This is a genomic window from Streptomyces sp. NPDC058663, assembly GCF_042716745.1.
GTDB lineage: Bacteria > Actinomycetota > Actinomycetes > Streptomycetales > Streptomycetaceae > Streptomyces.
Genome location: NZ_JBHXRV010000033.1, coordinates 13173 through 38335 on the forward strand (window position 1 = coordinate 13173; position 25163 = coordinate 38335).

General features: G+C 71.3%; 22 protein-coding genes and 1 pseudogene. 10 read left to right on the plus strand and 13 right to left on the minus strand.

From position 1 onward, the window contains the following. Positions 1 to 151: 151 nt before the first annotated feature. Positions 152 to 319: a hypothetical protein gene (locus tag ACFWVV_RS23495; protein ID WP_384357366.1), complete on the minus strand. Its 168-nt coding sequence runs from the start codon at positions 317 to 319 to the stop codon at positions 152 to 154. 182 nt (positions 320 to 501) lie between these two features. Here ACFWVV_RS23495 and ACFWVV_RS23500 point away from each other — a divergent pair, with 182 nt between their 5' ends. Beyond that, complete coding sequence (locus tag ACFWVV_RS23500; RefSeq protein WP_384357368.1) at positions 502 to 1605, plus strand: multiprotein-bridging factor 1 family protein; 1104 nt, start codon at positions 502 to 504, stop codon at positions 1603 to 1605. 164 nt (positions 1606 to 1769) lie between these two features. Here the strand turns inward: ACFWVV_RS23500 and ACFWVV_RS23505 are convergent, their stop codons facing one another. Beyond that, positions 1770 to 2888 carry a hypothetical protein gene (locus ACFWVV_RS23505; RefSeq protein ID WP_384357370.1) on the minus strand — a complete coding sequence of 373 codons (1119 nt, stop codon included), beginning with the start codon at positions 2886 to 2888 and terminating at the stop codon, positions 1770 to 1772. A 191-nt stretch (positions 2889 to 3079) separates the two neighbouring features. Here ACFWVV_RS23505 and ACFWVV_RS23510 point away from each other — a divergent pair, with 191 nt between their 5' ends. Then, entirely contained in the window at positions 3080 to 5863 is a 2784-nt protein-coding gene (locus tag ACFWVV_RS23510; RefSeq protein WP_384357372.1) for a helicase-associated domain-containing protein, read from the plus strand. A 58-nt stretch (positions 5864 to 5921) separates the two neighbouring features. Beyond that, the gene (locus tag ACFWVV_RS23515) at positions 5922 to 6203 is read left to right on the plus strand and encodes a hypothetical protein (protein ID WP_384357374.1); all 282 of its coding nucleotides are present in this window, start codon (positions 5922 to 5924) and stop codon (positions 6201 to 6203) included. Positions 6204 to 6213: 10 nt separating this feature from the next. Here the strand turns inward: ACFWVV_RS23515 and ACFWVV_RS23520 are convergent, their stop codons facing one another. Then, on the minus strand, positions 6214 to 6792 hold the full coding sequence (locus tag ACFWVV_RS23520) for a VanZ family protein (RefSeq protein WP_384357375.1): 579 nt from the start codon (positions 6790 to 6792) through the stop codon (positions 6214 to 6216). Between the two features lie 373 nt (positions 6793 to 7165). Here ACFWVV_RS23520 and ACFWVV_RS23525 point away from each other — a divergent pair, with 373 nt between their 5' ends. The 3 genes from ACFWVV_RS23525 to ACFWVV_RS23535 are packed head-to-tail and all read left to right on the plus strand — an operon-like array spanning position 7166 to position 8710. Continuing rightward, the gene (locus ACFWVV_RS23525; RefSeq protein WP_384357377.1) at positions 7166 to 7375 is read left to right on the plus strand and encodes a hypothetical protein; all 210 of its coding nucleotides are present in this window, start codon (positions 7166 to 7168) and stop codon (positions 7373 to 7375) included. Then, a complete protein-coding gene (locus tag ACFWVV_RS23530; RefSeq protein WP_384357379.1) occupies positions 7362 to 7871 on the plus strand; it encodes a DUF6879 family protein in 510 nt (169 codons plus the stop codon). Before ACFWVV_RS23525 ends, ACFWVV_RS23530 begins: the two co-directional genes overlap by 14 nt. A 23-nt stretch (positions 7872 to 7894) precedes the next feature. Then, complete coding sequence (locus tag ACFWVV_RS23535) at positions 7895 to 8710, plus strand: helix-turn-helix domain-containing protein (RefSeq protein WP_384357406.1); 816 nt, start codon at positions 7895 to 7897, stop codon at positions 8708 to 8710. A gap of 860 nt (positions 8711 to 9570) precedes the next feature. Here ACFWVV_RS23535 and ACFWVV_RS23540 read toward each other — a convergent pair. Both ACFWVV_RS23540 and ACFWVV_RS23545 read right to left on the minus strand, forming a co-directional pair. Next, entirely contained in the window at positions 9571 to 10149 is a 579-nt protein-coding gene (locus tag ACFWVV_RS23540; protein WP_384357380.1) for a recombinase family protein, read from the minus strand. Between the two features lie 477 nt (positions 10150 to 10626). Continuing rightward, positions 10627 to 12246, minus strand: a complete 1620-nt coding sequence (locus ACFWVV_RS23545) for a recombinase family protein (RefSeq protein WP_384357408.1) — start codon at positions 12244 to 12246, stop codon at positions 10627 to 10629. Between the two features lie 48 nt (positions 12247 to 12294). On the opposite strand from ACFWVV_RS23545, the gene ACFWVV_RS23550 reads away from it, so the two are divergent. Then, positions 12295 to 13956: a DNA repair helicase XPB gene (locus ACFWVV_RS23550; RefSeq protein ID WP_384357382.1), complete on the plus strand. Its 1662-nt coding sequence runs from the start codon at positions 12295 to 12297 to the stop codon at positions 13954 to 13956. 96 nt (positions 13957 to 14052) lie between these two features. Here ACFWVV_RS23550 and ACFWVV_RS23555 read toward each other — a convergent pair whose 3' ends face one another. The 4 genes and pseudogenes from ACFWVV_RS23555 to ACFWVV_RS23570 form a co-directional block, all read right to left on the minus strand. Then, on the minus strand, positions 14053 to 14493 hold the full coding sequence (locus ACFWVV_RS23555; protein WP_384357384.1) for a hypothetical protein: 441 nt from the start codon (positions 14491 to 14493) through the stop codon (positions 14053 to 14055). 107 nt (positions 14494 to 14600) lie between these two features. Continuing rightward, positions 14601 to 16022, minus strand: coding sequence for a glycosyltransferase 87 family protein (locus tag ACFWVV_RS23560; RefSeq protein WP_384357386.1), 1422 nt, complete (start codon positions 16020 to 16022; stop codon positions 14601 to 14603). 401 nt (positions 16023 to 16423) lie between these two features. Beyond that, positions 16424 to 16672, minus strand: a complete 249-nt coding sequence (locus tag ACFWVV_RS23565) for a hypothetical protein (protein WP_384357388.1) — start codon at positions 16670 to 16672, stop codon at positions 16424 to 16426. A gap of 158 nt (positions 16673 to 16830) precedes the next feature. Next, positions 16831 to 17639 (minus strand): annotated as a pseudogene (locus tag ACFWVV_RS23570) (polysaccharide deacetylase family protein). Positions 17640 to 18205: 566 nt separating this feature from the next. On the opposite strand from ACFWVV_RS23570, the gene ACFWVV_RS23575 reads away from it, so the two are divergent. Next, complete coding sequence (locus tag ACFWVV_RS23575; RefSeq protein WP_384357390.1) at positions 18206 to 20464, plus strand: HelD family protein; 2259 nt, start codon at positions 18206 to 18208, stop codon at positions 20462 to 20464. 122 nt (positions 20465 to 20586) lie between these two features. Here the strand turns inward: ACFWVV_RS23575 and ACFWVV_RS23580 are convergent, their stop codons facing one another. After that, a complete protein-coding gene (locus tag ACFWVV_RS23580; RefSeq protein WP_384357392.1) occupies positions 20587 to 21801 on the minus strand; it encodes a Cmx/CmrA family chloramphenicol efflux MFS transporter in 1215 nt (404 codons plus the stop codon). A 171-nt stretch (positions 21802 to 21972) separates the two neighbouring features. Between ACFWVV_RS23580 and ACFWVV_RS23585 the strand changes: the two genes are divergently transcribed. Next, positions 21973 to 22191, plus strand: coding sequence for a hypothetical protein (locus ACFWVV_RS23585; RefSeq protein ID WP_384357394.1), 219 nt, complete (start codon positions 21973 to 21975; stop codon positions 22189 to 22191). Positions 22192 to 22229: 38 nt separating this feature from the next. Here ACFWVV_RS23585 and ACFWVV_RS23590 read toward each other — a convergent pair whose 3' ends face one another. The 3 genes from ACFWVV_RS23590 to ACFWVV_RS23600 all read right to left on the minus strand — a co-directional run bounded on the left by ACFWVV_RS23590 (position 22230) and on the right by ACFWVV_RS23600 (position 24208). Continuing rightward, a complete protein-coding gene (locus ACFWVV_RS23590; RefSeq protein WP_384357396.1) occupies positions 22230 to 23330 on the minus strand; it encodes a trypsin-like serine protease in 1101 nt (366 codons plus the stop codon). Continuing rightward, positions 23318 to 23449: a hypothetical protein gene (locus tag ACFWVV_RS23595; RefSeq protein WP_384357398.1), complete on the minus strand. Its 132-nt coding sequence runs from the start codon at positions 23447 to 23449 to the stop codon at positions 23318 to 23320. The genes ACFWVV_RS23590 and ACFWVV_RS23595 overlap by 13 nt, the downstream gene beginning before the upstream one ends. 87 nt (positions 23450 to 23536) lie before the next feature. Next, positions 23537 to 24208 (minus strand): hypothetical protein, encoded by a 672-nt coding sequence (locus ACFWVV_RS23600; protein ID WP_384357400.1) that lies wholly within the window; start codon positions 24206 to 24208, stop codon positions 23537 to 23539. A 102-nt stretch (positions 24209 to 24310) separates the two neighbouring features. Between ACFWVV_RS23600 and ACFWVV_RS23605 the strand changes: the two genes are divergently transcribed. Then, on the plus strand, positions 24311 to 24985 hold the full coding sequence (locus ACFWVV_RS23605; RefSeq protein WP_384357402.1) for a maleylpyruvate isomerase family mycothiol-dependent enzyme: 675 nt from the start codon (positions 24311 to 24313) through the stop codon (positions 24983 to 24985). Positions 24986 to 25163: the final 178 nt, after the last annotated feature.

Consider the following 25163-nt stretch of genomic DNA (forward strand, 5'->3'; position numbering starts at 1 on the left):
GCCCCCAAGTCGCCCACTTCGGTACAACGGGGCGAGACGGCCCCACAGTCGGAGTCCTGACCCGTCACGCACACGGATTGGCACTCGGGCTCAGCGCTCTCGTCCTGCTGGAGCTTGTACGTCACGTACCGCATGACGCTGCGGGTGCCCATCAGCGGCCCCCGAACATGCGCCGGCGCTTGTTGTAAGCGGCAACGCGCGTGCCCAACTCGTCCAGGGAGCCCGCCGGCTCGTCGGCCTGGTCGTCGGCCTCGGGGGTGACGCTGTTGACCGGCACCGATTCGATGTACAGCACCCCGTCCAAACCGTGCTCTGCCATGAGCGCCGCGAATCTTGCCCGTGCTGTGCTTCCCACTGCTGATGTCCCCTCGCTGCGTTGCGCGGTGAACTTCCAGCGTTCTCTGTGGGGAGTCACCCGGCTAGGGGCATGGGTAGGGGCAAGTACGCCTGACTGCAGCGGAGTTACCTCGCCGGGGGCAGACGCAGGGGCAAGATGGCGGCATGGGCATTGGGGAGCTGATCAGGGACCTGCGCCAAGCGCGCGGGTGGTCACAGGGTCGGCTGGCGTCACAGATCAACCACGTGTTCGGGACCAACCTCGATCGGGAGTACGTCAGCCGGTGGGAGCGTTCCAAGGTGGTGCCCGGCAGGTTCTACCTTCGGGCGTTGTCGGCGGTGCTGGACGTCCCTCTAGCTGTCCTGGAGAACGCATTGAACCGGCGTACCTTCCTCACCGATGTTGCTGGGGCCGCCATAGCTCCCGTGGTGGCTTCCGACCTGCTGTCCCAGGGGTTCGCCGCTCGCTTGGCCGGTGGGCCGTCCGTGGACGCGTGGGAGGAAAAGCTGGCCACGTACGGGACCGACTACATGTCGATGGGGGCTGCCGACATTCAGCGACGCGTATCGGGTGAGCTGGTGGTCGTCCAGCAACAGTTGGACCAACCGCAGTTGTGGTCTGTCGCGTCTCGACTGATGACCTTGTACGCGAAGACTTTTCCGGGGTCGGACGGGTCGAAAGCCGCTCACTGGTACCGCATGGCTGCAAAGGCCGCTGACGCATCGGGGGACGACTCTGCCCGAGTGTGGGTACGGGGTCGAGCTGCTGTCGCGCTCGGTTACGAGGGTGCGTCGCTGGGGCTCGCCGACGTGTTCGCTGATCAGGCCATGGCCATCACGGAGCGTCCGTCCCTGGGACTCCTCAATGCGATCTACGGCAAAGCCCACGCGGCTGCGCTCCGGGGCGACACGGCTACAGCGGTGCTGCTCGCAGAGCAGGGGCAGCGTGTTTTTGACGCTGCTGGGTCGTACGAACAGACCAGCGACTACGCCGTGCCCTGGTGGCGGCTCAACGTGTTCAGGTCGCTGCTGCTGGCACGGCTGGGCGACGAGAGGGGTGCGACTGCCGCGCAGGATGCGGCGCGGGCAGAGCTACCGGCGTCGCTGCCCAGATTCGCCACCCACCTTGAGATGCACCGGGGGCTGATGTTGGCGCGGTCCGGCGACTCTGCCGGGGGCGCAGCCTACGCCCAGGCGGCATTGGACGCGCTGCCGCCCGAGAAGCACTCACTGACGTTGCGCATGCTCATGGCAGAGATTCGCGCCTGAACGGCAGCGCCAAGTCCTTGGACACCTCGCCCCGGGACCCCGGCGCCCGAACGTACGGACGTCACGCGCACCAAGGTGCCCCGCCGCCCGAGAGTGCGGGGCAGTCAGTCAGGGTGGTCCCATCGGTCAAGGCGGTCCGTCGGCCACGGCGGCGGGAGCAGGGGTCAGGGGCTCAGCCTTCGGGCTCGCCAGAGGAGGTAGAGGGCCGTCAGTACCGCCGCCGTGCGCAGCAGTACCGGCCACAGACCCGTCAGGGCGTCTCCCATCGCCCCCTCCACCTCCAGCGACAGCGGTGCCCCCCAGCGGCCCTGGGTGCGGCCCCAGAGCCACACCGCGCCGCCCGCCGCTGCCAGGCCCGGCAGGCCCAGGACCGCCCACTTGGCCTGCGTACGGGTCAGCCTGCGTGAGACGTACGCGAGGAACCAGCCGCCCGCCAGCACCAGCAGGTTCCCCAGTACGGCTCCCGTGACCAGCAGCACCGCGGCCAGCAGCAGGAACGGGCTGCCCCGTGGCACCAGCGGCGCCCGCAGCGGGACGCCCTCGTCCTCGGCCTCGCCCTCGGTCTCCTCCTCCGGTGCCGCTCGCCGCAGAAGCCGGCGTTTCAGGAGCTCACGGCGCAGGAGACGTCGCCGTGCCGCGGCCTCCTCGTCGGTCTCCTCCTCCTCGTCTTCGTCCTCGTCCTCCGGAGGCGGCTTGAGTATCTCGGGGATCTCCACGCCGCCGGTGAAGCCCGGCACCGCGGTGCCCAGGCCGCCGAAGGGGCCAGGTTCCGCCCGCCACCACTCGTCGGGCCCCTCGCCCGGCGGGCCGAGTTCGTCGGCGCCCGCCAGGTGCGGGCCCGGGGGGAAGCCCGTGGGGAAGGGGACCGTCGGCCGCGTCGCTTCCTTCTCGAAGCCGACCGGTTCCTCGCTCTTCCCAGCGTGACCGTCGCGGCCGTCGCGGCCGTCCCGGGCGTCCCCGCTGCCCCGTAGCCCGCTCCCTGCCGCTCCCCTGCGCTGCCGGGGCAGCACCCGGCGCGACGTACGGGCGGAGAGCGCCGCCTCGACTCCGCTCCCGCCTGCCGCCTCGACGATCTCGGCCGGGGTGCCGAGCCTGCCGAGGATGCGCTGCACGGCGGCGGCGCTGTCCGGGCCGCCGATGGCCTTCGCACGCTGCCGGTCGATCTCGCCGCGCAGCGTGGACACCAGGCGCATCCGGTCGCCGGAGGTCAGCTGTTGCTGCTGGGCCAGGTCGCCGACCCGGCTCAGATAGTCAAAGACCAGCTGGTCGCTCTCGATGCCCACGACGTCGTCCGTCCCCTGTTCCCGCCGCCCGTGCCCTGACCTGCCGTTCGGGCGTTTCCGGCTGATTGCGGTCGTTCCGGTCCTGGTACCCCGCAAGTGCCCGCCGGTCACCCGCAGTTGCCTGGCGGCCCTGGTCCGACGTTAGCGCCTGCCGCGCTGGGCCGGGGCGCGCAGACGCTACCGTGGGGCGGATGGGGACCAGCGAGCTCGACCGGGAGGCGCACGTGCCCGAAGGATCCACCGTCGGCGGCACGGCCGCCGGCCCGCCGACCAGCACGTCAGGCGGTACGCCGGGCACGTCCGGCAGCACGTTCGGCACGCCCCGCCCGACGCCGGGCACTCCGGGCACGCCCGACACGCCCTACGGCGCGCCGGGCACCTCCAGCGCGCCCCGCACCCTCGCCGAAGCCCTGCGGACCCGGGACGACGCGTCGCTCGCCGCGCTGCTGCGGGCCCGGCCCGACCTGCTGTCCCCCGTGCCCGGCGACCTCGGTCTGCTGGCCACCCGGGCGGGCACCCGGGCCTCGGTCGTGCGTGCGCTGGAGCGGCTCGACCGGTTCGCGCTGCAAACTGCCGAGGCGCTCGCGGTGGCGCCCGATCCGGCGCCGTACGACACGCTCAAGGCACTGATGTGCGGCGGCGAGGGCGACCCGGCCGTGGAAGCCGCGCTGCCCGGCGCCGTACGGACGCTGCGCGAACAGGCGCTCCTGTGGGGCGGCGACGACCGGCTCCGGCTCGTACGGACCGCGCGCGAGCTGCTCGCGCCGTCGGCCGCCCACCCGTCCCCGACCGGGCTCGGCCCGAGCGTCGCGGAGGCCACCGCCGGCATGTCGCCGACCAGGCTCCAGGGCATCCTGGCCGCCATCGGGCTGCCCACCACGCACGACCCGGTGTCCGCCGTGCACGCGCTGACCTCGCTGTTCACCGACCGCTCCCGGATGGACGCGCTGCTCGACACCGCCCCTTCGGAGGCGCTGACCGTGCTCGACCGGCTCGTCTGGGGGCCGCCGTACGGCGAGGTGAGCTCGGACCCCACGCCGCCGGTGCGCTGGCTGCGCGACCACGGGCTGCTGCTGCCGACCAGCGCGCGCACCGTCGTCCTGCCCCGCGAGGCGGCGCTGCACCTACGGGTGGGCCGTGCCCACCGCCACCCGGAACCAGCCCCTCCGGAGCTCGTGGCGGCGTCCGCGCACTCGGTGAAGATGGTCGATCTGACGGCGGCGGGGCAGGCGTTCGGCGCCCTGACGACGGTCGAGGACCTGCTCAAGGACTGGGACAGGGGCGGGCCCCCGGTGCTGCGGTCCGGCGGCCTCAGCGTCCGTGACCTCAAGCGGACCGCCGCGGCCATGGACCTGCCGGAGCCGACGGCCGCCTTCTGGCTCGAACTCGCCTACGCGGCCGGGCTGCTGGCCTCCGACGGCGAGGCCGACGAGCGGTACGCCCCCACCCCCGCGTACGACGCCTGGCTCGACCTGCCGCCGCAGGAACGGTGGTCCCGCCTCGCCGCCGCCTGGCTGCGCGCCACCCGCACGGCGGGCCTGGTCGGCGGCCAGGACACCAAGGGGCGCACCCTGTCCGCGCTCGGCCCCGACCTGGACCGCTCGTCGGCCCCGGAGGTACGCCGCCGGGTCCTCGCGCTCCTCGCCCGCTCCGGACTGCCCGAGGGCACCGCCCCCGACCCGGAGTCCGTCCTGGCCCGGCTCCGCTGGGAACGCCCGCAGCGCGGCACCACCGGCGACCTCCGCACCCGCCTCGCCCTGTGGACCCTCACGGAGGCGGAACTGCTGGGCGTGACGGGCCGCGGTGCGCTGTCGACGCACGGCAGGGCCCTGGCGGGCCTCGACCGGGAGACGGGGACGGCCAGGTCCGGCCCCGACCGGGAAGCCGAGACGGCCAGGTCCGGCCCCGACCGGGAAGCGGAGACTGCCAGGTCCGGCCCCGACCGGGAGGCGGGAACGGCCAGGTCCGCTGCTCCCCGGTCCCCCGCCCCCGGTGGCGACCCCCTCCCCTCCGAGGGCGAGTCCGCCGCCCACGCCCTGCGCGCGTCCGCGCTGCTCGCCCCGCTGATTCCCGAGCCCCTGGACCACGTACTCCTCCAGGCCGACCTGACCGCCGTCGCACCGGGCCCCTTGCAGCGGCCGCTCGCCGAGACGCTGGCCGTACTGGCGGACGTGGAGAGCCGGGGCGGGGCGACCGTGTACCGGTTCACGCCGGGATCCGTGCGCCGGGCGCTGGATTCCGGTCAGGCGGCGTCGGACCTGCACGCCTTTCTGACGGAGCACAGCCGTACCCCCGTACCGCAGCCGCTCAGCTACCTCATCGACGATGTGGCACGTCGGCACGGGCACCTGCGCGTGGGTTCCGCTTCGTCGTACGTACGGTGCGACGACGACGCCGTGCTGGGCGAGATCCTCGCCGACAAGCGGTCCGCGGGCCTCGGCCTGCGCCGGCTCGGCCCGACCGTGCTTGCCTCGCAGGCCGAACCGGTCGCGCTGCTGGACGGGCTGCGCGCGATCGGCTTCGCGCCGGCCGCCGAGTCCGCGGCGGGCGATGTACTGATCACCAGGGCGGACGCCCGCCGCACCCCGCCGCGGACGGCCCCCGTCCCGGTGCCCGAGGGCCCTCCCGTACCGGACGAGACCCTCCTGGGCGCGGCGCTGCACGCGATCCGTGCGGGCGACATGGCGGCCCACGCGGTCCGCAAGCAGACCGCCGAACCCGCCACATCCACGGACTCGCTCCCCCGCACCTCCTCCGCCGAGACCCTCGCCACCGTCCAGGCCGCCGCCATGACCGGCTCGGCCCTGTGGATCGGCTACGTCAACGCGGACGGCGCGGCCAGCCAGCGGGTGATCGCCCCGGTACGGGTGGAGGGCGGCTTCGTCACGGCGTACGACCACACGGCGGACGAGGTCAAGACGTACCCGCTGCACCGCATCACGGGAGTCGCCGAACTCGCGGACGACCCGGTATGACCTCGGTACGCTGAGGGTGAGTCCGGCACCAGGAGCACCAGCACAGGAGAGCCCACGCATGCCTCACCAGGACGTCTACGAGGTGCTGTACACGGAGGCCGCCGCCCGCTCCCGGGACCAGCTGGCGCCCGCCCGCCGGGCGTCGTTCGAGAAGGCCGTCGAGATCCTGGCCCGCGATCCGTACACGGAGCACTCCAGGCCCATAGGGCCCGGCGACCAGGACCGTGAGATCCGGTTGACCTCGCAGGTCGTGGCCGAGTACATGGTCTCGCGGGGCCGACTGCTCCTCGTCGTGCTGCGCATCTTCGACGACGCGGACATCCTGCTGCCGGAGGACTGACCTTCCGCGCTCACTTCTCCTCGGGGGCGACGACCGCGCGGTCCTTCCCCGGCCGCTCTTCCTCCGGCTGCTCCTCCTCCGACTGCTCCTCCCGGAACCGCTTCCGGTGCACCACGCGCCCCAGTCGCCGCCCCAGCACCAGGTAGCCGAGCAGCGCACCGGTCGTATTCATGATCACGTCGTCCACGTCGAAGGCCCGTCCTGTGACGATCGCGCCCTGTGCCAGCTCCACCAGCACGATGACGGCGACGGTCGCCAGCAGCATCCGCAGGAACCGCCACCGGCGCGTCCCGAGGACCGGCAGCAGCACACCGAACGGCACGCCGAGGAGCACGTTCCCGCCCACCTGCTTGCACGCGGCGAGGAACGAGTAGTCCTGCGCGTACTGCCGGAGCGAGGCCCCCGGCCTGAGGTTGCTGTGCACGAGCCCCTCGGACGCGGGCGACGGCACGAGGGTCAGTTTGGCCAGGACGACGGAGAAGGCGACCAGCACGAGAAAGGCCAGCAGGATCAGGACCGTCCGTAGGAGCACCCAGGTCCACAGGGGCCGCGGTTCCACTTCGGCGGCGGGCGTGCGTTCGGCAGTCATGGCGTCACCCTTACCCCCGGGATCGCGGCCCTCACCCGGGTGGCGCAAACCCCTCGCCGGCGGGCGCCGCCGAGGCGGTCCCCGCGTGCCCGTCCGCGCATGCGGCACACTGGAGGTTTGGCCTATCGGAAGGGCACTCGCGTGAACGGACCGCTCATCGTCCATGCGATCAGGTCCGATGCACATACTTAGCACAACGGCGCGGACGCCGTGAAGCCCTGAACACCCGTCCGGCCGAACAGGGATGAGCGACAGTCAGGGCCCTTTCCCGTTCTGGAAAGGCGTACCTCTTGACCTTGATCGTGGGGCGTCGAAGCATCGAAGACACCCGACTGGAACTGTTCCAGTCGGGTCCCGAGCGAGGGGGACGTCGATGCTACGGAAGCTGTCCGGTGACCCGGAGTGCAAGAACGGCACATGCCCGACCCTGTTCGTCACCGAGGACGAGAGGAGTTACGTCGTACAGGGCTACGTGATCACCGACCCCGAGCGGCTGGCCCAGCTACAGCTACCCGAAGGAGAAACGGCGGTCCTGGTCCCTCGCGCTGTGCTTGAGGAGTACTTCGCCCATGCTGACCGGTGAGGCTTTCGGGGCCCTCTTCGAGACCTTCGAGCGGACGGCCTTCCGGCTGGAGACGCTGGACGAGTACGACGTCGAAGAGGAGCGCGAGGAGATTGCGCGGTTCCTGGCCGGTGAGGAGATGGGGCCCGACTGGGACGACAACCCGTGGGTGCGTTCCCTGACCGACCGGGGCAAGCAGGTGGGGCGCGTGCACGTCCTCCGATCCCCGCTCACGGACTACCTGCGGTACGAACTGGCGGCCTATCCCGGCAACATCAAGGCCGGTGAGAGCATCGGGATCGTTGATCTCGCAGACCAGGACGTGACCGGTCTCCCGGACCATGACTTCTGGCTCTTCGACGACCGGGACGTGTTCCGGATGCACTACAGCCCAGAAGGGGCGTTCATCGGCGGGGAACACCTTCCGCCGCACCGGCTCAGCGAGTACCGGGCCTACCGTGACCGGGCCCTTGCAGTGGCCGTTCCGTTCGCTGACTACTGGGAGCGGCACCGCTGATAGCCGACAGTCTTGGGGCAGCCCTGCGGACGCTACGAGAAGCATCGGGACTCACCGGTGACGTGGTCGCCCGTAGGGCCTCCATGTCTGCGGGGAAGTTGTCCAAGCTCGAAACGGGCAAGGTCCGGCCGACGGTGCAGGACGTCGACCTGATCATGACCGCGCTGGGCGTCTCCGATGCGGTGAAGGACGAGTTCCTGGCGACCGCTCGCGCGGAGGCCACAGAAGCCACGGCATGGCGTCTGCTGCGCCGTATGGGGCCGTGGAAGCACCAGCGGACCATCAAGGCGATCGAGTCCAGTACAGCCACGCTCAGGCTGTTTCAGGGGCAACTCATTCCGGGTCTGTTGCAGACGCCGGAGTACATGACCGCCGTGTTCTCTCTGCCCCCGGCGCTCCCTGATGAGAGCAGAGCCAAGACCGTTGCCGCCCGCATGGAGCGACAGGCTGTTCTGTATGACGGCCGGCGTTCGTTCCATTTCGTTATCTGTGAACACGTGCTCCGGTGGCTGGTCAGTGACCCGGTGGTCATGGCTCTTCAGCTCGACAGGCTGGTTTCCCTCTCGCGGCTCCCCAATGTCACCGTGGGAGTTGTCCCGCTGCACGGCCGGATGCCTGACTTTCCGATGACGTGCTTCAGCCTCCATGACGACCGCCTGGTCATCGTGGAAACCTTTCACTCGGAGGTCACCACCCGAGACCCCAAAGACGTTCAGACGTACGTCGACACATTCGAGCGGTTCGCCTCGGTGGCCCTCTACGGGGACGACATGAGAACCCTGGTGGAATCCATCCGAGACGGATTCTTGCCCCAACAGGAAAGGCCCTGGAACGCCTGATAACCAGGGCGAACCATGGATGTCATCCGACAGACGACAACCGGCGGGGCATCCATGTTGAGTGACTACGAAGCAAGAAGGCCGACCACGTACCTGCTCAAGGAACCCCGGCTCGAACCCACGCCGATTCCAGGTTGCGGCGGGTGCCTGAGCATCTGCGTCCGAAGAGAGAACCGCCGATCCGTCGGGGACTTCTCCGGGGTGTCTGACTGCAACGTCGAGCTGCGGGATCACCAGGACGCCAGGCGCTGCACATGACTAGCAAGAGGGTGCAGAAGAAGCCGGACTTCACGCTTCTGACCATCCGGGTGTCCCGAGATTCAGGGAAGACATGGGAGCCCAAACGCGAGGTACGGAGCAGCGAGAAGCTGGCACCGCTCCCTACTGGTGCGTGGCCCATGTGCGAGTGCCCGCGCTGCCTCAAATAGGCCCCGGACACGAGGGGACGGCGGAGCGACACGGCCCCGCGATCCGGTGAAGGAAGCACCGTCAGGCTTCCTGCGTGGCCCCGTCGGTGTCGGTCGCCGGCGGGGCTTCTCCGTGCCAGCCCGGCCACCTCGAAACCCGTACGGAATCCGGCTTGCTATACCTCTGCGGTGGCACAACACGGTGTTAAAGACCCCCTCCCCACCCCTTAACAGGGCCTATCCTGCCCGTAGTTATTGGCCTTACCGCAGGTCAGAGCCACGCGGGGGGTGGGAAACGGCATCACACCCAGCGTGAGCGTTCCGAGTTTGGGCCGGGATCGGCAGACGGCATGTCGGCCGAACTTTCGCAGCACCCCGCCCGCCCCGCTCCCGGACAGCAGAAAGACCGCCCACCCCAACGGGCAGACGGTCTCTCGGGTCGGATCGGGTCGGTTACTCGTCGTCGGCAAGCGCCCGGTACAGCGTCGCGCGGGACACCTTCAGAGCCTTGGCAATCGCCGTGACGCTCTCCCCCGCAGCCTTACGAGCACGGGCCGCAGCGAGCTTGTCAGCGTCCATCACGGCCGGACGTCCACCGGTACGCCCCTGAGCCTTGGCAGCGTCCAGACCGGCCCGAGTGCGCTCCACGATCATGTCCCGCTCCAGTTCGGCGAACGCCACCATCATCGTAAAAAAGAACTTTCCCTCACCTTTCGGGGAGTAGCTGCCGGCGAGCGTCCCCGTCAGGATGCGCAGGCTGATCCCACAGGCGTGCAAGTCCTCAGCGATCGTCAGCACATCCTTGGTGGAGCGCCCCAACCGGTCCAGCTTCCACACGCAGAGGGTGTCTCCCTCGCGCATGTAGTCGAGAGCGGCTATCAGCCCCGCACGGTCGGCGTTCTTGCCGCTCGCCTTGTCCTCAAAGACCCGGGAGCAACCCGCCTCTGACAGTGCGTCTGCCTGCAGCTGCGCATCCTGCGCGTTGGTGCTGACTCGCTTGTAACCGACCAGGGTTCCCGTGTTCGTCGTCATGTCGAGATCGTCTCAAAACTCATCTCAGAACACCAGGGGTTTCGGGCATGTTGTGAGACGGGTTTTGCAACAGGGTTTCGGGGGTCTGGAGTGGTCGGCAGAGTCGTCTCACAAACCATCGTTTGATAAACGCTCCACCGGCCGTCACGCAGCGCAACGCCCCGCACAAATGTCCCTAGTTGCCACGCGAGAGTTTTCCCTCCCTGCCGCGAGGATCTGGGGGCCCGGGGGGTCACCCCCTGGGGGGCACTCGGCAGGAAACGGCATGGGCTTCCACTCATCCATGAGCTGATCCTTCTTCGAGCCGTTGCAGAGAACGCACACCACGCGCATGTTCGCCACTGTCGTGACCGGTCCCGGCGTCCCCCGACTGTAGGTGCGCGGACTGACACCCTCCACCGGATTCCCTGAGGCCCCAGGAACGCCGAACGGCCCGCCACCGGGGAATCCCAGCAACGGGCCGCGAACGGCGCTCAGTCAGCCTCCGTACAACTCCACCTCCCGGGCCACGGCACGCTGTATGACCGCTTCGACGTCCTTGCCGTCAGCGTCCGCACGGCGGATCTCGCCGTCCTCCCCGAAGTGGACCGTGAGGCGGGACGTGTCGAGCTTCGGTCCACCCTTGCGGGACATGCCGACTTCCACGTACGTCCCGGCGTCCAGCAGCAAGTCCCGCTTGCCCGCCGTATCGGCGTCCTTCCAGTACTGCCCGTGGGTGCGGCCCGTCGGGAGTGCCTCAACGCCCGCAGGCTTGGCAGTGCGCTGCTTCTCGTTCAGCGAGGCCAACCGCTCTTCCAACTTGGCGTACTGCGCCGCATATCGCGCCGCGCCGTCCTCCCCCTTGAAGAGCCCACGGTCGTAGCGGTCCTTCTCAAGGTCGTCCAGCGCTTCCCTGGCCTGCCGGATCTGTGGACGGAAGTCCTCTCCCGCGTGCTCCACCATGCGCACCACGGGAAGCGCGCCGAAGCTCGTGAGGAAGCGGTCCGTGACGTACTGCTCCATGCCTTCACCAGCGATGCTCACGCCGTAACAGGTGCTCTCCGTGCCAGCTTGGAGCGCCTTCAACCGGCCGATGCAGCGATAGCGGGTCCGTCCCTTGGCGACGTACGTATACATCCGCGTCTTGCACACCGCGCAGTACACGACCCCCCGGAGCAGCGACGTACCTTCCCTCCGACGGTCACCGGGGTTGGCCCGCCGGCCCAACTCGTCCTGCAACTCCTGCCACGTCTCCGTACTGAGGATCGGCGTGCGGCTGACCATCGGCAACCCGTCCGTCATCAGGATCGGCTTTCCGTCCTCGATGACCTGGCCCAGCAACTGGGGGTTGGTCAGCAGGCTGCGCAGTGTGGACGTGTACCACTGCTTCGAGTCGCTGCGCTTGCCCGTGGTCTGCCGGGACGAGTGGCCGGGCGACGGTTTATCCGACGCGGTGAGGTCCGTTGCGATCTTGAGGAGTGAGTCCTTGTTCAGGACCCGCTTCACGATCCCGTGGATGGTCTCCGCTTCCTCCGGGTGGATCTCCAGGACTTTCCCGGCACCGTCGGGGTTCGGGACCACACGGTATCCGTACGGCACTCTGCCACCCGTGTAGCGCCCTTCCCGGCGCAGGTGCTCGTGAGCACTGGAGACACGCATGCCGATGGTGTCCGACTCCAGCTCGGCGAAGACCGCGATCACCTTCGCCATGGCGCGCCCCATGGACGACGTGAGGTCCAGCGGCTCACTGGCCGACGCCAGCGCCGCACTCGCGCTCTGCGTCACCTTCATGATCTCGGCGAAGTCCACCGTGGACCTGGCCAAGCGGTCGATCTTGAAGAACACGATCACGTCGAACTCGGCGAGCCGGGACAGCACGCGTTGCAGCCCCGGACGATCGAGCCCACGGGAATAGCCGGACACGTCGATGTCTTCTTCTACTGCGACGACGTTCCAGCCCCTGGCCTTGCACAACGCTTCACACGCAGAGCGCTGACGCTCGGGCGAGGTAGACTCTTCCGTTTCGCGTGAAAGTCGTACGTAGATGGCGGCGCGCATTCCCGGCGCACTCGCCGAGACGCCTTTGGAGCGACGAGCACGGGGTAAAGCCCGAGCCATCGCGGGTGTGTTGTCTGTCACGGGACGATCCTACTTCCGGAGGTATGTGTGTCCTGCCTAATCGTCCAGAGCGACAAGACGCTGCTGCTGGAGATCGACCACGACCAGGCGGACGCCTGCCGCCGTGCCATCGCCCCGTTCGCGGAGCTGGAGCGCGCGCCGGAGCACATCCACACCTACCGGCTCACGCCGCTGGGGCTGTGGAACGCGCGGGCCGCCGGGCACGACGCCGAGCAGGTCGTCGACGCCCTGGTGGAGTTCTCGCGGTACCCCGTGCCGCACGCGCTGCTGGTGGACGTCGCCGAGACGATGGCGCGGTACGGGCGGCTGACGCTCTCCAAGCACCCGGTGCACGGCCTCGTGCTGACCTCCACCGACCGGCCGGTGCTGGAGGAGATCCTGCGGTCGAAGAAGGTGCAGCCGCTGGTCGGGGCGCGGCTCGACCCGGACACCGTGGCCGTGCATCCCTCCGAGCGCGGGCAGATCAAGCAGACGCTGCTGAAGCTGGGCTGGCCGGCCGAGGACCTGGCCGGTTACGTGGACGGCGAGGCGCACCCGATCGAGCTGGCCGAGGACGGGTGGGCGTTGCGCCCGTACCAGAAGCAGGCCGTGGAGGGCTTCTGGCACGGCGGGTCCGGTGTCGTCGTACTCCCCTGCGGTGCGGGAAAGACGCTGGTCGGGGCCGGTGCGATGGCCGAGGCGAAGGCGACGACGCTGATCCTGGTCACCAATACGGTCTCCGCCCGCCAGTGGAAGCACGAGCTGGTGAAGCGGACCTCGCTGACCGAGGACGAGATCGGCGAGTACAGCGGGACGAGGAAGGAGATCCGGCCGGTCACCATCGCCACGTACCAGGTGCTGACGACGCGGCGGAAGGGCGTCTACCCGCACCTGGAGCTGTTCGACTCGCGCGACTGGGGTCTGGTGATCTACGACGAGGTGCATCTGCTGCCCGCGCCCGTCTTCAAGTTCACCGCCGACCTCCAGGCGCGGCGCCGGCTGGGGCTCACGGCGACGCTCGTGCGCGAGGACGGCCGGGAGTCGGACGTCTTCTCGCTGATCGGACCCAAGCGGTTCGACGCCCCGTGGAAGGAGATCGAGGCGCAGGGTTACATCGCGCCCGCCGACTGCGTGGAGGTACGGGTCAATCTGACCGACTCCGAGCGGCTCGCCTACGCGACCGCCGAGCCGGAGGAGAAGTACCGCTTCTGTGCGACCACGGCGACCAAGCGGAAGGTGACGGAGGCGCTGGTCGCCAAGCACAAGGGCGAGCAGACGCTGGTCATCGGCCAGTACATCGACCAGCTCGACGAGCTGGGCGAGCACCTGGGCGCTCCCGTCATCAAGGGCGAGACGCCGAACTCGCAGCGCGAGAAGCTCTTCGACGCCTTCCGCACCGGCGAGCTGAGCGTCCTGGTCGTCTCCAAGGTCGCGAACTTCTCGATCGACCTGCCGGAGGCGACGGTCGCGATCCAGGTGTCGGGCACGTTCGGGTCACGGCAGGAGGAGGCGCAGCGGCTGGGCCGCGTGCTGCGTCCGAAGGCGGACGGGCACGAGGCACGCTTCTACTCGGTCGTCGCCCGCGACACCATCGACCAGGACTTCGCCGCGCACCGGCAGCGGTTCCTGGCCGAGCAGGGGTACGCCTACCGGATCGTCGACGCGGACGACCTGCTGGCCCCCGACGACGGAACGGCGCCTTCGGCCTGACGGTCGCCTCGTCGGAGCCCCGCCCCGGTGTTCGCACGGGGGCGGGGCCGCCCTGCGTATGGGGGCGGGATCCGGCCAACTCCCCACCTGGGAGCCTCAGAGCGAGGCCAGCGCGGCCAGGGAGGTCAGGGCCGCCGTCGCGGCCCCCGCCACCAGCCAGTTCCTGGCCGCTCTGCGCCGCCGCCGCGAGGGCAGGCACAGCGACACGACAAGGAGCACCGCCGCCGCGAGCAGCGCCAGGGTCGCGACCGTGATCAGGCCGTGCAGCTGCCCGTAGCAGGGCTCCGACGGGGCGCAGTGGTCCAGCGCCATGGGCGAGAGGCCCAGGAACATGAGGTCCGCGAGCATCAGCGGCACCAGCAGCGCCACCGCCCCGAACCGGACCCACTTGGCCGCCGGGTCGTAATCGGGCGACAGCTGGAGCGCGCCGAGCGGGAACCGCGGGTCCCAGGTGGCCAGGCCGCGGCCGGTGCCCGGACCGGGGCCCGGACCGGGGCCGGGGTCGAACTCGGGGGTGCCGGAGTTGCGTCGCGTCATGCGTCCAAGTGGACCTCGTCGGGCCGCACGGGCGCCTCTGGCCACGTACTCAGGGGCGCTGGTGGTACGTACTCACTTTGCCGGGGCGCACTCGGGCCCCGGCGTGCTCAGTCCCTGGCGCGGGAGCGCGAGACGGTGGAGCCGGCCGGCTCCGGGCCCGCCGACTTCTGCAGCGGCAGGGAGCCGCTCCCGAATACCACGCCGTCGTCACCGCCGCCGCCTCCTCCGCCGTGGCGCATCCGCCACGCCAGCCACCCCAGCAGCGCCAGTCCCGCCATCGGGTACGGCGACAGGCCCGGTTGCTGCCACCACGGCGCCTGTACGTCCAGGTCGCCCCGGTGGGGGATCGCCCAGAAGCTGCGGCAGGTGAACAGGACCGCGAGCACGGCGGCGGTACGGAAATGGCGTTCGCCCGCCAGCAGGGCGAGCAGCGGCAGGCACCACACCCAGTGGTGGGACCAGCTGATCGGCGAGACCAGCACCATCGTGAGCGCGACGACGACGATGCCCCACTGCTCCCGCCCGGTGCGCACGGCCCGGCGGGCCAGCCACAGGCCGGCCAGTCCGACGACGGCGGCACACGCGAACCACACCAGGCCCGGTTCCATGGAGTGCATGGCGCGCGCCAGCATGCCCTGGAGGGACTGGTTGTCGACGATCCAGACCTTGCCGACCCGGTCGGTCTCGAACATCCGCCGGGTCCAGAAGTCGAGGCTCGCGGACGGCAGGACGAGGATGCCGAAGAGGACCGTGGCGACGAACGAGGCGAGTGCGGTGAGGCCGTTCCTGATCCGTCCGGTGATCAGCAGGTACACGATGAAGATCGCCGGGGTGAGCTTGATCCCGGCGGCGATCCCGAGCCCGACCCCCTTGCCCAGGGCGCCCTTGGGCCGGGTCAGGTCCCACAGCACCAGGCAGGCGAGCGCGAGGTTGATCTGCCCGTACACGAACGTCTGGAAGACGGGCTCCAGCCAGAGCGCGAACGCGGTCGCGACGAGGATCAGCTCGGGCCGGTTCGGCAGTTTGGCGAACCGCCAGGAGAGGCGTACGAGGAGGGCGAGGAGACCGAGGTTGGCGACGAAGAAGCACACCTTCATGGCCATGACGGGAATCCACGTCGTCGGCACGAACAGGATGGCCGCGAACGGCGGGTACGTGGCCGGCAGCTTCCACTCGGTGGTGACGAAGTCGTACAGGCTCGTCCCGTCGACGACGGCCTGTCCCTCCGCCCGGTAGACGAGGGTGTCGCCCATGGGCACCCGGGTGGCCAGGAAGAGGCCCACGAGCGCGGCCACCGAGAGAACCAGCAGGACTCGCGCGCCGAGCAGGGCACGGCGGCTGGTGGCACGGGGACCGGCCACGGCGGGGCCGGGTGCCTGCGGGGCGGTCGCCTGTGGGGTCTCGGATCCGGACGCGCCGGATGCGGGCGCGCGGGGCTCGGGTGCACGGGGCGGCTGTGTGCGGGGCTCCGTCACACGGGAGCTCACGCGGTCGGTGGCGCGGGCGTTCTCGGTCCGGTCAGTCGTCACGCGGCAACCCTATGAGGCTTCTCCCGGCCCGGGCCACGGCATCCGGGGCCGAGCCCTCGTCCACGGCATCCGGGGCCGAGCCCTGTCATCCGGGCCTGCACCGGCCTGGCGGGCGGTCGGGTCCACCGGGGGCGCGCCGCTCCGCGTCGTCGGGCGGGCTCCGGACTGTGAGGCACTCCGCGCCTGCCGGGCGGCCGGGTCCGCCAGGGGCCGCTCCGTGCCTTCCGGGCGGGCTCCGTATCTGTGGGCGCGCTCCGTGCCTGCTGGGCGCGCTGCGTGTCCTGTGGGCGCGCTCCGTTCCCGCTGGGCGCACTCCGGGCCTACTGGGTGGGCTCCGCGCCTTATCGGAAGGGCTCCACGCCTACCGGAAGGGATCCGGGCCTACCGGGCGGGCTCCCGGCCTACGCGTGGCTTCCCTGGGACGGGACGGTGCCCGCGTGGCCGTCGGCCCATGCGTCTCGTTCGGTCCTCCAGTCGTCCGCGTAGTCGCCCAGCAGGACCACGCTGACCGCCGCGCCCGCGAAGATGCGGACGGCGCGGAAAGCGCGGGTGGCCAGGTGGGATTTGCCCGAGACCGCGGTGGCGCCGGAGTGCCGCTGGGACGCCGCCGGGCGGGGGCCTGTCATCGCTGCTGCTGTCGCTGTGCTCATGTATCCATGGTGCGCGCCCCGGTCCTCGCGGTCATCGGACCGTGGGTTGAACCGTTCCCCGCCGCCCCTCCACCCAGAGGCTGACCCCGCCCGCGCCCCTCACCCCGAGGTCTTACGGGCAGCCCCGCCCACCGGGGTGGGGCTGCCCCCCGGGCCATTCAGCGCACCGGGAAGCCGAACACGTACCCCTGCCCCTTGAGCTGCGGAATCAGCTGTCGCAGCGCCTGCACGGTCTGCGTGCGGTCGCCGCCCGCGTCGTGGAAGAGCACCGTGGGGCCGTTCCGCAGCTCGCGTGCGACGGTCGCGACGACGGCCCGGGTCCCCGGCCGCTCGAAGTCCTTGCTGTCCACGTTCCAGCCCAGCGGGCGCATGCCCCGGGACGCGGCGAGCTGGCGGCTGTACGGGGTGAAGGCGCCACCGGGCGCCCGGTAGTACATCGGCCGTACGCCACCGGACGCCTCGGTGATCATGCGTTCCGCGTCGAGGATCTGGCGCGACTGGTAGGCCTGGGTGTCCTTGTCCATGGCGGTGTCGTGCGACACCGAGTGGTCGCACAGCCGGTGCCCTCCGCGACCACCTTCTTCACGAGGCCGGGGTGGGCCTGCGCCTGCGTGCCGACCATGCAGAACGTGGCCTTCACCCCGTACTCGCGCAGCAGCTCGAGCACTTGGGGAGTCCATACGGGGTCGGGGCCGTCGTCGATGGTGAGGTTGATGCCGCGCGCTCCCGCCTCCGAGGCGTGCGCGATGGTCGCCGCGACCGGCTTGACCGCGCCACCGGGCCCGGCAGCACCGCTCGTCCCTGCCGCACCGCCCGGCGCGGAGGGCGCGGCCGCCTGCGGTGCCGGCGTGTCCGTGGCCCCGGCCTGCGCCGACCACACCGAGGCACCGGTGGCGAGCATCGTCACCCCGAGCGCCGCCCCGATCACCTTGCCGTACCAGCCCCGCCTGCTGCCGTGCCGTGCCATGTCCGTCTCGCTTCCCGCAGTCCCTCACGTGTGCCGGTCGCTCCGCGACCACTCGTCCTGACGAGACGGGATCCCGGGGCCGGGGGGATGCCTCCGTTACCGACCGGGGACAGATCCAGGAAGGAGCGCGGACACGGGACGGGGGGCCCTCGCCACCGGACGGACGGGACCGGTCACCACCGGAGGGACGGAGCCGACCCCCACCGGACGGACGGGACCGGTCGCCACCGGACGGGCGGGGCCGACCCCCATCGGACGGACGGGACCATCGCCGCCGGGCGGACGAGGCCGACCACCGCCGACGGGCCCCGGCCACGGGATATTCACTCGCCCGCCTCCCCCTCCCCCAGTACAATCACCCCCTCCCCCGCCTCCCTCCACGGAGCGCGCGCGCCGCCCGGCCGGAAACCGGGCGGCAGTCAGTACGTGACCCCCCGCCGAGCCGTGCCGCACACCCGGCCCGCCCCGGTCCCCGCCGGTCCGCCCTTCGCGGTCCGTCCGGCAGGACCCCGGCCCGCCGCAAGGAACCCGGCTGCCCGGCCCGCTCACCAGCCGGAGGCTTCACCGTGCCCGCGCACGAGTCCCACGCGACCCCGACCGCTCCCCCGACCGGCGCCACCACGACCACGACCGCGCCCCCGACCGGGGTTACCGCCACCACACCCGCGCCCCCGACCGGGGTTACCGCCACCACACCCGCACCCCCGTCCGGCGGCGCCACCGCCACCACACCCGCGCCCCCGGCCACCGCCGGGACCCCCGCCGGCCCCCTCTCCAACGAGCGCGCCCACCTCTCCGCGTCCCGTTCCGCGCTCCGTGCCATGCGCGAGGACGTCGAGAACCTCGACATCCGCGACGTCACCGCGAACTGGGTCAACTCGCTCGTCCTCACCGCCCAGATCGAGGACCGCATCAAGGCCCTCGCGGACCTCTCCCACACCCCCCTCTTCTTCGGCCGCCTCGACTATCTGCACACCGTCGGCGCCGACCGGGCCGAAGGCACCCCGGGCGAGAGCTTCTACATCGGGCGCCGGCACGTCCACGACGCCGCCGGGGAGCCGATGGTCGTCGACTGGCGCGCCCCCGTCTCGCAGCCCTTCTACCGGGCGTCGAGGAAGGACCCGCAGGACGTCGGCCTGCGCCGGCGTTTCGGTTACACCGCGGGCGAGCTGACGGCGTACGAGGACGAGCACCTCTCCGACCCCGCCGACGCCGACGACCCGCTGACCAGCAAGCTGCTCCAGGCGGAGATCGAGCGCCCGCGCGTCGGCCCGATGCGGGACATCGTCGCGACGATCCAGCCGGAGCAGGACGAGATCGTACGGTCGGGCCTCTCCGGTTCCGTCTGCGTGCAGGGAGGCCCGGGTACGGGCAAGACCGCCGTCGGTCTGCACCGGGTCGCCTACCTCCTCTACGCCCACCGCGAGCGCCTCGCCCGCACCGGCACCCTGGTCATCGGACCGAACCGGTCCTTCCTGCACTACATCGAGCAAGTCCTGCCCGCACTGGGCGAGTTGGAGGTGAAGCAGGCCACCGTCGACGACCTGGTGACCTCCGGCGGCGAGGGCGTACTGCTCGACATCCGCGGCACCGACGAGGCACCGGCCGCCGTCATCAAGGGCGATGCCCGGATGGCGGAGGTGCTGCGCCGGGCGCTCCGCTCGCACGTGACGATGCCGGCCGAGCCGGTGGTGGTGGTGCGCAGCTCGCGCCGCTGGCGGGTCGCCGCGTACGAACTGGAGGAGATCGTGGGCGAGTTGCTGGCCCGCGACATCCGTTACGGGGCGGCCCGCGAGGCCCTTCCGCGCCGTATCGCCCACCAGGTCCTGGTACGGATGGAGGAGGCCGGGGAGGCCCCCGACGACCGGGTGCAGGACGCCGTCGCCCGCAACCCCGCCGTCAAGCAGGCGGTCAAGGCGATTTGGCCGCCGGTCGACCCGGCGAAACTGGTGCTGCGTCTGCTCGCCGAGCCCGATTTCCTCGCCGCGCACGCGCACGGGCTCCTCACCGAGGACGAGCAGCGCACGATCCTGCACGCCAAGCCGGCCCGCAGCACCAGGTCGGCGAAGTGGTCGGCGGCGGACGCCGTACTCATCGACGAGGCCAGGGACCTGATCGAGCGCACCCACTCGCTCGGCCATGTCGTCCTCGACGAGGCCCAGGACCTCTCACCGATGCAGTACCGGGCGGTGGGACGGCGGTGCAGTACGGGATCGGCCACCGTTCTCGGCGACCTGGCGCAGGGCACCACCCCCTGGGCGACCGGCAGCTGGGCCGAGGCCCTCACCCACCTGGGCAAGCCGGACGCGGTGCTCGAAGAACTCACCGCGGGCTTCCGCGTCCCCCGCGACGTGATCGCGTACGCCTCCCGGCTGCTGCCGCACATGTCGCCGGGCCTGACGCCGGTCACCTCGGTACGGGAGAGTCCGGGCGCGATGTCCGTCCGGCGGGTTCCCGACCCGGCCGCTCTGGACTCCGCCGTCGTCGCCGCGTGCGAGGAGGCGCTGACCCACGAGGGCTCGATCGGCCTGATCGCGGCCGACGCGCGCATCCCGGCGCTCGCGAAGGCTCTGGAGGCGGCGGGCCACGCGCACCTCTCGCCGGGCGAGGAGACCACGGCCGCCTCCCGTCTGACCCTGGTCCCGGCGTCGCTGGCCAAGGGTCTGGAGTACGACTACGTGGTACTGGACGAACCCGCCGCGGTGGTCGCCGGCGAACCCGACGAGCGGACGGGCCTGCGCCGCCTGTACGTGGCCCTCACCCGAGCCGTCTCGGGCCTCACGGTCCGCCACGCCGAGCCCCTTCCGGCTGCGCTCGGCGGCTGACCTCCGGGCGGGACGGGGGCGGGGGCGGGGCGGCGCGACCCGGGGCCGACCGGGGCCCCGGCGTCGTACCGTGCCCCCGCGACGCCCGGGCCCCGGCGTCGTACCGCGCCCCGCAGCGGGGCCTACTTGCGCGCGAGGTCCTGCTGCGCCGCCTGCTCCAGCGGGCCCGCCGCGACCAGGCGGGACCTGCTGTCCGTGCGCTGCCAGCGCAGGGACAGTACGACGAGGGCGACCGCCACGACCGTCATCCCCGCTCCGGCCCACGCCGTGGCGGGGAAGCCCCATCCCGCGTCGATGACCGTGCCGCCGAGCCACGGGCCACCCGTGTTGCCCAGGTTGAAGGCGGCCGTGGTGGTGGCTCCGGCCAGGGTCGGGGCCGCGCCCGCCACGTTGAACATGCGGGCGTTCAGCGCCGGGGCCGTGAAGAAGGCCGAGAAGCCGAGCGCGAAGGCCAGCGTGACGGCCACCGCGGCGGAGGAACTGAAGAGGGCCAGGGCGACCAGCAGGATCGTGGACGCGCTGATGCCGCCGATCAGAACCCCGAAGGGGCGGGCGTCGGCGACCATGCCGCCCACCGTCGTACCGACCAGCGCGCCGGCGCCGAACAGGCCCAGCACCCACGGCACCCACGTCGAGTCGAGACCGGCCACATCCGTGAGGAGCGGCGAGAGGTAGCTGAAGGCGCAGAACACGCCGCCCGCCGCGAGCGCCGTGATCACGATGCCGATCAGGACCTGGCGGTCGCGGTAGATGGACAGCTCCTGCTTCAGCCGCGGGCGCTCGTCGGGCAGCGGGATGCGGGGGATCAGCGTGACCACGCCCACCAGTGCGACGGCCGAGGCCGCGCCCACCGCCCAGAACGCCGACCGCCAGCCCAGGCTCTCGCCGAGGAACGCACCGGCCGGCACACCGAGCACGTTGGCGATGCTCAGGCCGCCGATCATGACCGCCATCGCCCGCGCCCGCGAGGTCACCGGCACCATGGCGATGGCCACCGCCGCACCGACCGCCCAGAAGCCCGCGCACGCGAACGCGCTCACGACCCGGGAGGCGAAGAGCAGCTCGTACGAAGGGGCCAGCGCACCGGCCACCTGTCCCAGGCCGAAGACCGTGATCAGCGCAATCAGCGTGGTGCGCCGGGGCAGCCGCAGCGTCGCCACCGCCAGCAGCGGGGCCCCGATCACCATGCCGATGGCGAAGGCCGAAATGAGCAGTCCGGCCTGCGGGATCGACACGTCCAGGTCGGCGGCTATCGGGGGCAGCAGCCCCGACAGCATGAACTCACTCGTACCGAGCGCGAAGACGGCGAGGCCGAGCATGTAGACGGCGAGGGGCATACGGGCACGGGTGCGCGGCGGAGGCGTCTGATCGGAGGGAGGCACAGCAGTGTTCAACAAGTCGCCGAAGGGTGCCATTCCCGTACTCGTCGGTCACCTGAATCGTCCACTTGGCGAGGCTTTCGGTGCCGGTGATGCATAAGCACCATACGGACGGTAGATACATGGATCATGCCGACTACGGAACCCCACATCCGCGAAGCCGAAGAAACGATCCACGCATTGCGCACCGCCCTCGCGGGCATCGGGCTGCACCTGCCCTCCCTCACCCTGGACCCGGGCTCCTGCGCCCGCGAGGTGCCCGCGCCGCTCATCGACCTGGGCCGGTGCGACGTCCCGACCGCCCGGCTGCTGACGGACGCGCTGCTGGGTGCCGTGAGCCGCGCATAGGGGCGGGAGGCCGACCCCACTCGGGGCTGTGGCGGCGCTCAGGAGGCGCCGCGGGACTTCCTGCGGCGCAGCGCGACGGCGGTGCCGCCACCGGCCAGGAGCAGTGCCGAGGCCACCGCGACGAGCGCCGCGGCGTTGTCGTCCGCACCGGTTTCGGCGAGGTCGGCACCGTCCTTGCCGCTCGGGGCGTCCTTCGCGGGGCCGGCGGCGTTGGTGTCCTTGGCGGGTGCCGGGGCGGCGTTGGTGTCCTTGGCGGGTGCCGGGGCGGCGTTGGTGTCCTTGGCGGGTGCCGGGGCGGCGTTGGTGTCCTTGGCGGGTGCCGGGGCGCCGTTGTTCTTCATGGTCCTGTGGATCCAGTGCGCGTAGGCGGGCACGCTCGTGTAGAGCCCGGGGCCGCCGGAGCACGGCACGTTCGTGGCGCCGGGGCCCGAGGTGGCTCCGACGAGTTCCCACCGGCCGTCGCGGCCCTTCTGGAGCTGCGGGCCGCCCGAGTCCCCGGAGCACGCCATGGCCTTGGGCTTGGTGCTGAGGGTGCACAGCCGTGTCTTGTCCGCGAAGCCCGGTGCGCACGCGGACGGCGCGCCCAGGCGGGTCTCCAGTTCCTGGAGCCGCTCCGCGAACTTCATCTCGCCGTCGACGGTGCTGCCGAACCCGATGAGCCTGGTCGGCGTGCCGGGCCTGCCAGCCTTCTCCGCGAGCTCGACGGGCTTCTGGGTGACCGGGCGGTCGAGGCGCACCAGGGCGATGTCGTCCTTGTTGGCGACCTTGTTCTCGCCGTTGACGTAGCCGGGGTGGACGAAGGTCCGGTCGATCCTGCGGACGGTGCCGCCGGCCTTCCGCTGCACGTTGCCGACGCGGACGATGCCGTCCAGCTCGAGCCCGTCGCCCGTGACGCAGTGCGCGGCGGTCAGGACCCACTGCCGGTCGATCAGCGAGGCCCCGCAGTTGCCGTCGAGGATGCCGTACTTGGGGGCGGACTCGGGGATCGTCGCCATGAACGGGTAACTCTCGGTGGCGTCACCACCGTTGACGATCGCCCCCGCGCTGCCCGCCATGACGGTCGTGCAGGCGGCAGCGGCGAGAACACCGGCGGTGACGGTACGGACCGCACGTCGGCGGGACGACTTCAGGCTGAACACGGGGAGTTCCTTTTGCTGGATGAGCGGGCCGGCTGGATCAGCTGGACGAGCTCGATGAGCTCGATGAGCTGGAAGATCTGTACGTGTTCAGCCTGGTCGAGCAGGAGCGGCCGGACCACGGTGTCAGCACGCCGAAGCGTGGTCCGGGCAGCAGGTGGACGGGCGGTGGGGTTGTCCCCACCGCCCTCCCTCACCGGTGAGGGAAGTCACGGGGTGAGCAGCTTCAGTTCGGTGGAGAGGTTGTGGCGGGCCGCTTCCGCCCAGTTCCTGGTGCCGTACGGGGTGCGGAACAGCCGGGGCAGTGCCAGGAGCTGCGCCAGTACGGCGGCCCGGCCCGTGCGGAAGTCGGGGTCGGGGACGAAGGCGTACTCGGAGCGGACGGCGGCGGCGTAGGCCGCGTACGCCTCCGGGGGTGCGGCCAGGATCGCCAGGTCGGCGTCGCAGAGGGCCTCGCCGTTGGTGTCCTCGGGGTCCGGGTCGTGGGTGACGGTCAGCCGTACCAGCCGCGCCACCTCGGCGGTGACCTGGGCGGAGATCCCCAGCTCGGGCAGGGCGCGCTCGGCGAGCCTGGCGGACCGGTCCTCGTTGGTGTCGCGCTCGGGCAGGTAGACCGCGTCGTGGAACCAGGCGGCCAGCCGGACCGCGTCCGGGTCGGCCGCGTGGTCGGCGAGTGCGTCGAGGTGCCCGAGCACGGCGGCCAGGTGGGCGGTGGTGTGGTAGTGCCGCTGGGGCTCCGACCAGCGCGCGAGCAGGTTGCGGGCGTACGGGGCCGGGTCCGCGGCACCGCCCGCCGCGGCCCCCTCCCCGGCCGGGCGGAGGGCGTCGATGGTGGTCTTCCACTGGCGGAGCAGGGCTGCTTCGTCGTACGGCTTCGTCATGGGGCAAGTCTGCCGCGCGACCGGAATGCTCCGGCCGAACTGCGCGAGGGGAATGCTCCGGCCGACTGCGGACGGACACGCTCCGGCCCTAGCTTGGCCCGTATGACGACACACACGGAACTCCCGTCCCGCGGAGAGCGCGACGCCACGCTCCCCGAACGTCTGCTGCACTCCGAACTCAAGCCGTTCCTCGGCCTGTTGCGGTCGAGGGCGACCGACGAGGACTTCGCGATACGGACCTGTTGCCCGGGCTGGACGGTGCGGCACGTGGTCGCGCACTGTTCGGCGGCGTTGAACCGGGTGCTGGAGGAGCGCTACGAGAAGGGCGTCTTCTCGCCCGAGTCGAACGACCGCGACATCGCGGAGCGCGCCGAGTGGCCGCTGTCCCGGCTGCTCGACGAACTGGAGCAGGGCTACGAGCGGGCCGGTGCGGTGATGGGCTCCTGGGACGGCCGCCTGGACGGCATCGCGCTCGGGGAGTGGGTGCACACCGGGGACGTACGGGAAGCCTGGGGCGTGGCAGAGGCGTACGGCGGGGCCGGCGCACGGCACGCGGTGGAGCTGCTCGCCCACCTCTCGCACAAGCGCAAGCTGCCCGCACTGCGGGCGGAGCTGACCGACCTGGGAGAGACGTACCTGCTGGGCGCGGACGACACACCGGCCTCCTACGCCGGCGACCTCCCCACCCTGATACGCCTCTACGCCACCCGCCCCCTCACCGGCACCCGCTACCACCTCACCGGCCTCCCCGAAAAATCCCTCACCTTCTTCGACTGATCACCAGCCCCGCACCCCCGCCCCCTCGGGCGCCGGGCCCGCCCGCACCCCTACCCCCCCAGCCCCCTTAGGCGGCGGGGCCGCCCCCCGGGGGCGGGACGGGCGGGCAAGGGGGCGGCCCCCGGCGGAGCCGCACCCTGGGCCCCGCCCCACCGCGGCCCCGCCCACAACGCAACCC